General features: G+C 29.5%; 5 protein-coding genes and 1 riboswitch. Of the genes, 1 reads left to right on the top strand and 4 read right to left on the bottom strand.

Features of this window, described 5'->3' with window-relative positions; genetic code table 11:
- Window positions 1-97: 97 nt before the first annotated feature.
- Window positions 98-424 (top strand): hypothetical protein, encoded by a 327-nt coding sequence (locus ACQZHJ_RS05525; protein WP_430484542.1) that lies wholly within the window; start codon window positions 98-100, stop codon window positions 422-424.
- Window positions 425-662: 238 nt separating this feature from the next.
- Here ACQZHJ_RS05525 and ACQZHJ_RS05520 read toward each other — a convergent pair whose 3' ends face one another.
- From ACQZHJ_RS05520 to ACQZHJ_RS05505, 4 genes are all read right to left on the bottom strand, one after another.
- Entirely contained in the window at window positions 663-869 is a 207-nt protein-coding gene (locus ACQZHJ_RS05520) for a DUF4177 domain-containing protein (protein ID WP_430484541.1), read from the bottom strand.
- A gap of 339 nt (window positions 870-1,208) precedes the next feature.
- On the bottom strand, window positions 1,209-1,817 hold the full coding sequence (locus ACQZHJ_RS05515; protein WP_430484540.1) for a hypothetical protein: 609 nt from the start codon (window positions 1,815-1,817) through the stop codon (window positions 1,209-1,211).
- A gap of 112 nt (window positions 1,818-1,929) precedes the next feature.
- Window positions 1,930-8,568, bottom strand: coding sequence for an NPCBM/NEW2 domain-containing protein (locus ACQZHJ_RS05510; RefSeq protein WP_430484539.1), 6,639 nt, complete (start codon window positions 8,566-8,568; stop codon window positions 1,930-1,932).
- Between the two features lie 161 nt (window positions 8,569-8,729).
- A riboswitch (cyclic di-GMP riboswitch) is annotated at window positions 8,730-8,815 on the bottom strand.
- 168 nt (window positions 8,816-8,983) lie between these two features.
- On the bottom strand, window positions 8,984-12,370 hold the full coding sequence (locus tag ACQZHJ_RS05505; RefSeq protein ID WP_430484538.1) for an endo-beta-N-acetylglucosaminidase: 3,387 nt from the start codon (window positions 12,368-12,370) through the stop codon (window positions 8,984-8,986).
- Window positions 12,371-12,396 lie beyond the last annotated feature (26 nt).

Raw genomic sequence — 12,396 nt, 5'->3', positions numbered from 1 at the left:
TAAAAATTAGTATTATAATTAAGTATAAACTCTATTTTTAGGTTTTTATGTAATATAATTACACATTATTAAATATATTAATAAGGAGTTGTCTGTTATGTTTTTTAATATTATTTTAGTTTTTGGACTAATTATTTTACTAATAGGCTTAGATGTAATAATAAACAAAAAGTTCAAACTAGGATATTATTTGTTTTATCTTAGAAATATAGAAAATCCAGATAATAAGGATGATGTTGTAAATAAAGATGAAATGTCTAAAATAATTGGTCGTACCTTTCTAGTAATAGGAGTATTTTTAATATTAACTGCTATAATATTTTTTATATTTAAACTACCTGATAAATACTTACTGGCTCCACTTATTATATGTATTATCTATTATTGCTTTGAATATTTCAAAATTAACTCTAAAATATCTTAATAATTAACAAAGGCTATAAAAAATAACTTTTTATAGCCTAACTAAAACCAGTAACTTTAATTATTTATTATCTATAAAATACATTTTTGTTTTTCACCTATTTTAACTAGATGCTCAACTAGCTAAAGCTTTATTTATAAATATTAAAATTAATATTATTGTGATTCATAAAAGAGATTAATACATTATTAGGTAAAAATTTCACTACTTTTTTAACATAAATTCTATTACAAAATTATTATTCTATTTTCTTCTCAAGAATTATTTCATAACAAAAAGGTGCATCTGCATATGTTTTTTCATTAACTGGAACAACTATTTGCTTTAATCTCCACCCTTGTTTTGATTGCTCACTTACTATTTCCTTACATTTTTCAAAAGATTCTCCCCTATTAGATCTAAATCTTCTTTCTACTGGAACATTTATAAATTTATAATCGTACATAATTAACTCTCCCTTTTAATTATTTTCATTTACCCTAGCCATTTTCCTAATTTCACTTATGCGCTTATAATCCTGTATATTTACTTCTCTAATTAAAAGTTCCATATTAATCTCCTATATAAATAAATTTAAACATCTACAATATTTATTCATTAAAAAACTTCTAAATCCTCTAACTAATTGTTTCTATACATTTAATTTACTTATAATACTTTATTAACAATTAATGTAAGTTCTAAATATTTCTAATTTAATTATTTTAATTACTGCTTACATTAAATAAAATATAAAAAGCATATTGGAGAAATCTCTAATATGCCTTTATTTAAATATATTAATTTATACTGGTTTTTCCCATTTTTGAGCAATTACAATTATATCAAATACACTTAATTTATTTTCAAATGCTAAAGCAAAATTAAAATTGCCTAAAAGAATTCTTAATCCTACATTAATGTCAGTTACATTTAAAAGAAATTCAGTTGTTAGCGTATTCTCTAATACTGCATTAGGATCATTTGGTATTATTCCATTGTAAACCATAGATGACAAATTCGTGTTATTAGTATCCATTATATTGAATAATATTTGATATACAGAACCAAAAGCTGGTGGTGGATTAGATAATAAAAAGCTCGCTCTTAATGATATCTCTATATGATATAAACCTGTTTCAGGGAATTTTAAGGTATCATTTGTCACTTGTGTTGTCTCTAAACTATATTCACCAGTAGTAAAAATTGGATTAATACCTTCATTAGACAAATTCAATGGTGAATTTGCTGTAAGCTCATTGGTGTAATTTCTATCAAAAAGTTGAACAAAACTTTGAGGTGCAAGTGGTCCTTGAGGCCCTGGTGGGCCTGGTGGACCTTGCTTACATTTTTCATATACACAAGCTGGATAAACTGTGGTGTGTTGAGTAATACAACGTTCGTTATACCTCATAATTTCACATCCTTATTTGTTTTCTCACTAATAATATATGATGTTAACTTTATTATGTTTACTACTAATTACTATGTAACGTATAGTACTTTATTTTATTCTTATATAAATTTTACTCTATATAATAAAGTTTTGAATCACCAAAACTAGCATGGTCAGAGCCATTTCCATTTCCTCCTTCAGTAACTATAAGCTTTAACATTTTAGCTCCTTGAAGGTTTACCTCAACATATTTTTGTGGCATTTTAGCTGTCATTAATCCACTATCATATACTTTTTTATTATCAAGCCATACTTCGAAAGTTACAGAGCCTACTGTTCCATACATTTCTCTATCTACTCCTATATAACTTGAGAAATATCCATAATCTTTTTTAGTTAAATCATAAATTATAGTTGATGTTGAATGTGTTCCTATTCCTTTTTTATAAGTTATACTTTCTCCATCTTCATTAGTTAATCTTAATGGATTTCCACTTACTGATATATCCTTATTAGCCTTTGCATAAGTATTCTTAGCTGATACCCAATCTATATCACTTAAATATATACTATTATTCATGTCAACAACCTTAATTGTTCTAGTTGCCTCAGCAAGATTTCCATCTGAATCCTCTACAGAATAAGTAATTTTATAAACTCCAGCCTTATTGAAATCTACATTCCCTTCAATAACAACCTTTGAAGTTAAATTTCCATCTTCAACATCTATAGCTGTATATTTTCCCGTTATGCTCTCTAATGGTTGACCTACCTTTGTTACAGCATCCTCTTCAATATTTAAAACAGGTTTAGAATTCATTACTAGTAACTTAGCATCAGCAAAGTCTGCATGGTCCGCAGCATTTCCATTGCCACCATCATTTACTACTAGCTTTAATTCTTTTGCTCCTTTAGTTTCAACAAACACATCTTTTTCTGAATCACCAGATTTCATCATTCCACTATCATAGACTTTCTCGCCATCTAAATAAACTTGGAATATTACAGATGAAGCTGAACTTCCTGAAACTTCTTGGTCTACTCCAACTTTAGCCATAAAATATGAATAATCTTTTCCACTTAAGTCATAAACTATTTCTGAATTTGAATGCGTTCCAATTCCCTTATCATAAACTTTATTTTCATCTATTCCTTTTAAAGTTAATTTATTTCTTTCAACACTCTTATCCTTTTCTACATTTCTCCAACCTGAAACGGCTTTTGTCCAATCCATATCACTTAAATAATCTTCTTCTGTTGTTACAATAACACGTCTTTCCTTAGAGGTTTTACGTCCTGAAGTATCAGTTAACTCATATACAACTTTATATACTCCTGCCTTTGAAGTATTCACATCATTTTCCTTAACTACAATTTTATTAGTTATATTTCCATCCTCATTATCTATTCCTCTAACACCATCCATTACGCTAAAGTTATCTTTAAGATGAATTATTGTGCTATCTTCAACTTTTATTTCAGGTTTCTTAGAAATTAAATCCTTAGCCTTTTCAACATCTTCCTTATAGTAATCTTTTAATTCATAATTTTGAAGTTCATTTTCTATATCATTTATTTTGCTTATATCTTTATATTGTTCTTTCAATTCATTTTTAGATGAGTCAACAAATAAATCATCTAAAGTAGCTCTTAACTTATCTTCCTTATACATCCAAAACTCTGATGCACTTGCCCAACCATCTTTAGCATTTTTAAATACAAATTTAAATCTCTTAGCCTTAGTTGGTGAGAATTTTATTTCAACAAAATCTCCAGTATTTCCGCTATATGACCCTTCTGCAATTTTTCTAAAAGTATTTCCTGATTCAACATTTGAAGCATATAACTCATACTCAAGAGGGAATCCCTTTCCTCTTGCTCCATCTTGTCTAGTAGCATATACTAATCTATCAACAACATCATTACTATTTTCCATAGTTAATATCACTTCATTAGTAAAATTATCACTATTTGGAGTACCTGTTTCCCAATGCGTATTTCTATTTCCATCTATTGCTTTATCTATAGAACTTGAACTGTACTGTCTTCCATTATTACTAATACTAACTATATTTTCTTTATATTTTTCATCATATTTAGGTAAGTTCTCATTGTTTAATAAGTTAAATTTACTCATTGTAGAAGTAGTATCTAAGTCCGTATTATTTACCACAATTCCTTTTGCTGTAGCTTCTATATTACCATCAGATTTTGAAACTGCTATTATTTTAATTTCTCCATCATAAGCTACGCCAGTTCCCTTTAGAACCCCATTTTCATCTATTGTTACATACTTATCTACAGGTTCATTAGTCTTGGCATCAAGAACTTTCCACTTAACCTCTTTATTAGTAGCATTTTCAGGATAAGTTTTCACATCTAAATCAATACCTTCCCCAATTGTATTAATTTCATATACATCTTGTATTCCCTTCTTAGATGTAATGTCCATTTTATCAATAGGTATATTTTCCTCAGTTGTAAATGGACTAAATTCTAAGACAGCCATTTTGTCATCACCAAACTGAGTTTCTAAGCACTCAAATCTTATATATCTTGCAGTATAAGTTTTACCTAGTAATATATTTTTACGCTCTTTTACATCTGCCCTTGGCACTACTCCATTATCAACTATTTTAGTAAAGTTTTCTCCATCATTACTTATATATAAATTATATCTCTTAACTTGTCCTTCTGTTGAGTTTCCATTGGCTTTATTATGATAAGCAAATCCGTTAAAGCTAAATTCATTCTTCATATCTATTGTTAAATATTTAGTTCCTTCTTGACTAGCAGATTGGAATATATCATACTCTCCTGTTTTTCCATCTACGGCCTTATTAGGAGCATATCTCCAATCAGTAGGAGCACTAGTTTCAGCTGTCCAACTATTTTTTTCTATATCTTTAAATGTTCCATCTTCAGCTATCTGTGAAGCATTAGAAGTTATAGTTATCTCATCCATTATCTCTTTATTATATTTTGATGTTGCTATTACTTTAACAGTTTCTACCTTTCCTGTTGAATTAGGTGTTAAAATTGCTTTTTCACCTGATACTTTTAAATTGACAGCTTTACTTTTCTCTCCAGTCTTAGCATCTACTGCCTTCCATTCCATTTCTCTTAATGTTGCTCCTGTTGGCTTAATCTTTGCTGTTAAATTTATTCTTTCTTCAAGTCCATTAAGCTCTTTACTATTGCTTTCATTTACTATTTGAATCTTTGACATTTCTATATCTTTTTCTTTTTTAATAGGTGAAAACTCAGAAACTGTCATAAGTCCATCTTTTTGAATACTTTGTACACATTCAAACTTTATGAATCTAGCATTATAAGTTTTATCTAATAAAATTTCTTTTCTTCCCTTTTCTGAAGCCTGAGGTATATTACTATTATCAACTATTTTAGTAAAGTTCTTGCCATCATTACTTATATAAAGATTATAAGTATTAACCATTCCTTTGCCATTGCTATCATTTGTTGAATTGTAATACTCAAAACCGTCAAAGTCTTTATTTTCCTTCATATCTATTAAAAGATATGGGCTTTCCATAGGATTTCTTATTCCTTTTTTGATTTCATCATCAGTAACTTTCCTAGTTTGGAAAATACCATACTTTGAATATTTTTCATCAATTCCTTTTGATGCTTCCATTCTATCAACTGTTAGATAATTTGTTTTAGCTTCCCAGTTACTTTTATCAAAGTTTACATACGCTCTTTGAACTTCATAGTTAACAGGATCACTTTCATTTGAAGTAGATAAATCTTTTCCATATGCTCTTACTTTATACTCATATTTTGTATTAGAATGTGCTGTCTTATCCGTAAAGTTTGTTTCTGTAGTAAATCCAATTACTTCACCATTTCTTGTTATTTCATATCCTAATAATTGCTCTTTAGGTATATCAGAAGAAAATTTAAGTTGAGGTTGTCCAAAGTTATTTTCTTCTATTTCAGAATTCATAGTAGGTTTTTTGCTCTCATCTATTGAAGGTCCTTTATAATTTATAGAGCTGTTGTTTAAATACCATATCTTTTTAGAAGGCTTATTATATTTATTTAACTTTTCTACAATTTCCTTACTTGCAACAAAACCATGTCGTTTAAAATACTCTGACAAATCTAAATTTAATGCATCAGATGAATACTCAACGAATATATCCCTCTTTTCTTGTTCATTCTTAGGTGATGGTTTTCTTTCTCTATAAAGTTTGTTTAGAGTTGGCCAATAATTAGAATCATACATTTGAAGTTGCCAGAACAATCCTAAACTTTCAAAATAATCACCATGGATAAACTCCTCATCTCTTTCATTTGGTGCAACATTAGGATAAATTTCTGACTGATATGGTATTCTATTATCTATATTATTAAATTGAACTCCCATATACATAGGTAGCATATTATTGGTAACTTCTCCCCATGTACGCCCATTAGTATCCATTCTATGGCCTATTTCATGTATGAATCCCCAATAACCCCCTTTTATGGCACTTGGATTTAGCATTGAACTCATAGCACTTTTTTGAACACCAACATGATCTCCGGCAGCATACATTGCTCCAAAAGGCTGAGCTAATCTCATATGTTCTTTTATGTTTTTAGGTGTATTGACTTCACTACTTCCATCAAAACCATAATATTTAAATAACTCCTTCATAGTTTCATTCCAAAAAGTAGTAGTTTCACTTGGTTTAACCCCTTTAGTTATATATGCATCATAGGCTCCAGTTGTAGTTCCCGATAATGTGATTTTATCTGAATCAACCTCAGCAATATCTAAAACTTTATTAGTTCCTGCTTCATTATCTTCATCTAATTTTTTCTTATATTCTACTAAAAAGTTTTTAAACTCCTCTTCATTATCTCCTTCTTTAAATAAAGGAAATCTTTGGGCTCCTTCAATTCTTATAATAGGAGCTTGTCCTTGCTCTTCTGGAGTATATGGATTTTCTATATATATCGCTCCACCTGCTTTAGGATTAGTCTTATAGTTTCCATCTCTATTTATTGTAGGAACAACTATTTCGTTTACTCCATTATGTAAATTTATAGTTCTTCTCCAACTACTATAACTTCCTTCATTTTGTGAAAATATTAATCTTGGCATTGATTTTCCTGACTCAGCATTTACATAAACTTTTAATTTATCCCCTGGTAATGCATAAAGTCCTGTTACTTGGAAGTTCTCTCCCATACTTGACATTCTTAAAACTTCACTACCATATCTAGCTAAATCTCCATATTGAGTAGCAACAAATTTTGTATTTTTAGAATCAATTTTATTATCTAATATTTCCTTTGCAATTTCTAACTTTGAACTCATCTCATCCTTTAAAGGATGCTCTTTAATATCTTGTTCTAAACCATTTATGTATTCAATATTTTTAAACTCTTCCTTTAAATCTGAGTATGTTTTATCTGTAAATATGTTCTCTACCTTATCCGCTAATTCATCATTTTTATAAAATTTAATTTCTGATAAAGTTGCCCAGTTTTGATCAGATTTTTTAAATACAAATTTAAGTCTTTTAAACTCAGTTTCTTTAAATTTTGCTTCTATAAATCCACTTGTTTTATAATATGATCCTGTTGCAACTAATTGATATGTATCTCCTTTAGACGTGGTTGAACCATATATCTCAAATTCTTCTGCAAAACCTTTATTGTCACTAGGCCTTGCCCCATATACAACTCTACTTAATTTAGTATTATTTTTAAAAGTAACTTCTACTTCATTATTAAAATTACTACTATTTGATCTGCCTGTTTCCCAATAAGTTTTTAAATTTCCGTCTATTGCATTCTTTATATTCTGAGAAAGATATTGACCACCATTAGTACTTATTGACTCTATATTGCTATTATCTATTTCAAAAAGCTTATTATACTCTTCATTATCTTGTAAATTAAACTTATTTACTTCAGCCTCTTCCATCTCAATTTTACTACTCTTAAGTATCATTTTTGCATTCTCTATATCTTCTTTAAATGAATTATATAAAGGATGTGTTTTTACTTCCTCTTCTAAAGATTCTAATTTTTCTATTGTATTAAACTCATCATTAACCTGACTTAATGTATTATCTTTAAATAATCTATTCATCTTATCTAAAATTTCATCTGGTTTGTATAACATGAATTCAACAGCACTAGCCCAATCTTGATTTGCTTCATCAAAAACAAATTTTAAACGTTTAAATTCTGTAGGTTTAAATTTAATCTCAACTATATCACTATTTGATTTTGAATAATCTCCATTGCATACTAATTTAAAATCGTCTTCATTTTCACTTGTTGAAGCATATAATTTAAACTTTCTTGCAAATCCTTTTCCCATAGCAGAATCACGTCTTGCACCATAAACTATTCTATTAATTACTGTAGGTTCAGTTAATTCAATTATAACCTCATTCTTAAAATCTGTTCTATTTGGAGTACCTGTTTCCCAATGAGTTTTAAGATCTCCATCTATTGCTTTGTCTATTGATGAACTTCCATATTGTCCCCCATTATTAATTATTGACTTTATTTTTTCTCTTTGAACTTTAAATGCTTTATTATACTCTTCAATATTAGTAGCATTTAATAAATCAAATTTTTTAACTGTAGATTCTGTTGAATTTTCATCTTCAGTATTTTCCTTAACTTCAGTTAATACAACTTTTTCCTTTTGAACTTCATCTGCTAAGGTTATAATAGCAGGCGTAGAAAAATTCGATATTACTGCAGCAACAATAATTAATGAAATTTTTTTCTTTAACATAAGTGTTTTTACCCCCTGTTTTTAGCCCATTTCCCAAAAGAAATACTAAAAAAAGCTACTCTTTTACGAGTAGCCAAGATGCATAAAATTATATAGAAATAAGTCAATAATACTTAAAACTATTAAAATTAATAAAACAAAATGTATAATAATATATACCTTTTGGCAACTGGCTAACATTGTTATTTAAACTTTAGTCCCTATAGCTTTGCGTCCTTAGGTTTCCCTAAGTTTGCCTATTAAATTTTATTTAATAAAATAATATCACATCTTGTACAATTTATGTATAAAATTTATTTATTTTTTTATATTTTTATGCTTTATTTAAAAAAACACTATTTTTTTATTGAATTATTATATAAAAAACTACTGTTATATTAAATAACAGTAGTTTTAATTTTTAAATTTCAAGTTTTTATCTAGCAGTTCTTAAAGTTAATGATTCTTTTTGTGATAACTCTCCACTTGAGTATTTAGCCGCTACTTTAAAGTTATAAATTGTATGCCTGTTTAATTTTTCAACGTTATACTCTGTAATATTCTTTCCAACCTCTGCAATCTTTTTACCGTCCTTATAAATTACATAACCTTCTAATCCATAAGTTGATTCTGGAGCTTCCCATCCTAACTTTACATTTCTTTTTTGAACATCTAATGCCTTTAGATTTCTTGGAGCTTCAACTTTTACTTCCATTTCAAATTCTCCAAAGCCATTATACTTAACTTCATATCTAACAGCCTTTTTACCTGGATTCTTAACTTCTAATATAAATGAGCCTCCATCCTTACTTACTTCTATTCTATCTAATATTGCAGAACTTTCTCCTACTCCAACCTTAACTGAAGTCTTTTCTGGAAGAATTGAATCCATACTTGAATATAGACTTACTATGTCTCCTTCATCTAATCCTTTTATTTCTAATGTTCCATAGTTTGAAGATTCTACAGTAGTTCCTGGTGCTATATAAGGTTTTAGTTCATAACTTCCTGGAATATTAGTTTCAGTCCAAGCTTCATTTTCATATTCAGCGCTCATTCTTAAGCTTTCTTCTTTTCCCTCTTCAGCTATAGCATAATAAACTCTTCCTTCATCACTTCCTAAATCTAATCCTTCAAACTTAGCTTCTCCATTTCCATCAATAGTTTTAGTAGCAAATGGAGTTTCATCTCCTATGGATTTATAAAGATTTACTGTTTGTCCTTCTTTTCCTCTTGTAATCGCTACAGAATCATCTGACCCAATATTATTCTTAGCACTTACAAACCTCATAGGAATATAATCAACTTGTTCTGTGTAAGTGTCCTCAAATAATTGGAATTCATATATTCTTATTGCACTCCATGGTGAATTTCCTGAGTCATCTATTCTTAATCTAAAGTATTGAGAAGTAACTGGCTCTACTAAATTTCTATCAGTAATGGCATCGGTATTTCCTCTTACAGTATCGACTGGCTCATAAGTTTGTCCTTCATCATAAGAAACTTCTAAAGCAAAATCATTTGTATTTGTTTCCTTAGCTTCTCCACCGGCTTCACCATGCTTAACCACCCATCTTTGAACAGTTTGCGGCTCTCCTAAATCAACTTCTAACCATCCTGAGTATGCATTAGTTGCACACCACTTACTATTATTTTCAACAGTACCATCAACGGCTTTCATAGCAGGTTCTCCACTATTTTCTCTACTAGCTCTGACCGGCTTATTTAATGCAAAGTTAACAAGTTCTTTATTTTCTGGAACCTCAGTTGCATCATGTTTTATACCCCAATCAAAAATAACCCTTGAACCAGTTCCCCTATTGTAATTTATATCTACTGGAACTACTTCAATTTCAAAGTTCATTTCATCACCATGTCTTGCGAAATCTTGTACATAGTAAGCATCATTTGGGGTTGCTCCCATAAGTTCTTTTGAACCATCTAGATTAATTCTATATATTTCATAGAAAGCTAAATCTTCTTCATTTCCAACCTCTAATCCATCCCAGTAAATTCTAGCCTCTGCACTATTTGCATGATGAACCATTGAATCTTCTAAAATAACCTTATTAGTTTTTAATCCTTTATTATTTGCTTCAGTATCCTCTATAGATAACTGACCTATATTAATTTCGAAGTTTTCTATATCTGCTTCACTTGCAAATTCTAAAGAAACTCCTGAAATAGTTTTTCCTAAATGATCTCCTAACGGAATCTTAACTTCTGTCCATTTTCCATTACTATTTTCAGTTACATCAAAGAAAGTAAAATTTTCATAATCATAAGTGTCTCCAAAACATAATCCAACCTTCATGTTTGGTGCAGACTCTGTTTTATAAACAATTGATAATTCTGTAGACGCTTTTTCTATATCTAAATCTGTACTATAAAGCTTAACATGATTTGGATTTGCAGCCTCTAAGTTACCCTGAATTTTTAAAGATGAACCTCCATTATAAGCTGTCTTGAAATCAAAATCTGGAGTAAGCTTTGATCCATTTGACTCAACAATCCATCTCCAAGTTGGAAGATATTCTTGAAGTGCTCTATAGTTCCACTCCTCATCTCTAGATACTTGTCCATCTATATAATAACCTTCTCCATGACCTAAATTAAAGTTTGTTACAAATGGTAAATCATTCACTGCTGATCTATCTGGAACATAGTTAGCTAATCCAACCCATGATGCTGAAGTATCTGAACTTGAAGGATCTCCTGTTGGTCCAACCCAGAACTTTTGGTCATGATTATAGAAATCATAAACATCTTTAGCCATTGAGAATGTAGAGTTTGGACAATACATTGCTAATGAAACTCTTAACTTATCATTTTCATCTAATAATTGATCTACTCTAAAATTTGTATTATAAGCATTTTGCTGAACATCTAATCCTGCATAAACATCATAAGGACTTCTTCCTAATCCAGTTGCTGTATTTACTGTAGTATCTATCTTCCATTTGCTCCAGTTATAGTTTAAGAAGAATTGGTCACTAGTTGTTTTATCTCCACTTTGGAAAAAGGGAGCATTTCTATCATTCAATGCATCTTGCCATGATACACCTCCACTAACCGTCATTGAGTCATACCATCCAATAACTATGTCTGGGTCTTTTTCTCTAATATATTCAAGCATTTCTATCATTAAGTTAGCATCATTTTGATTGCAACCATAAGACTCTTGGTTAAAGAAATATCCATCAAATCCATAGTAATTAGCTATTTCAATCATTTTATCTGCAACAGGAAAATTTCCATTTTCATCTTTTTGAAGGAATGCTCTTACCTGCTCAACATATCCAGCTCCGCTTCCCCATGGGAATCCTATTGTTCCTAAAACAGGAACTCCATTTTTATGTCCAGCATCTATTACATCAGCTGTAGGTAATAAGAATATTCCTTTGTTTGATCCACCCCAATAAACATAAGAATCAATATACTGCCAGTATGAGAATACATAAGCATTTATAGACTCTGTCCCTTGTACAGGGGCATTATCACTATGAGTATTAGTTAAAGCACAATTCATTATTCTTGCCTCTGGATGAGCATTTTGATTAACTATGTCTCCCATAAACCTGTCTTGAATTTCTATACTCGCTCTATTATATTTAGCATCTGGATCACTTTCTGGAGTCCAATTTAATAAATCTTCAATACTATATCCTTGTCCTAATGGTGCTAAAGACTCCTTTTGATCATATGGAGTGTTTTGTGAAGCCTTAACTTCAGTACTTGCTCCAAAAGTAAATAAAGATGTTGTTACTGAAGCTAAACATAGTACAGCTAGTAATCGTTTACTCATTACACCTCTAAAATTCATTCTTATTTTCCCCCTTAGAAATAATT

The organism is Clostridium sp. B9, from assembly GCF_050509515.1.
GTDB lineage: Bacteria > Bacillota > Clostridia > Clostridiales > Clostridiaceae > Sarcina.
This window is presented reverse-complemented; position numbering and strand designations above follow the sequence as displayed.

Coding starts and splice junctions, on each gene's coding strand:
- ACQZHJ_RS05510 (WP_430484539.1), bottom strand. CDS start 8,568: ATGTTAAAGAAAAAAATTTCATTAATTATTGTTGCTGCAGTAATATCG.
- ACQZHJ_RS05520 (WP_430484541.1), bottom strand. CDS start 869: ATGTACGATTATAAATTTATAAATGTTCCAGTAGAAAGAAGATTTAGA.
- ACQZHJ_RS05505 (WP_430484538.1), bottom strand. CDS start 12,370: ATGAATTTTAGAGGTGTAATGAGTAAACGATTACTAGCTGTACTATGT.
- ACQZHJ_RS05525 (WP_430484542.1), top strand. CDS start 98: ATGTTTTTTAATATTATTTTAGTTTTTGGACTAATTATTTTACTAATA.
- ACQZHJ_RS05515 (WP_430484540.1), bottom strand. CDS start 1,817: ATGAGGTATAACGAACGTTGTATTACTCAACACACCACAGTTTATCCA.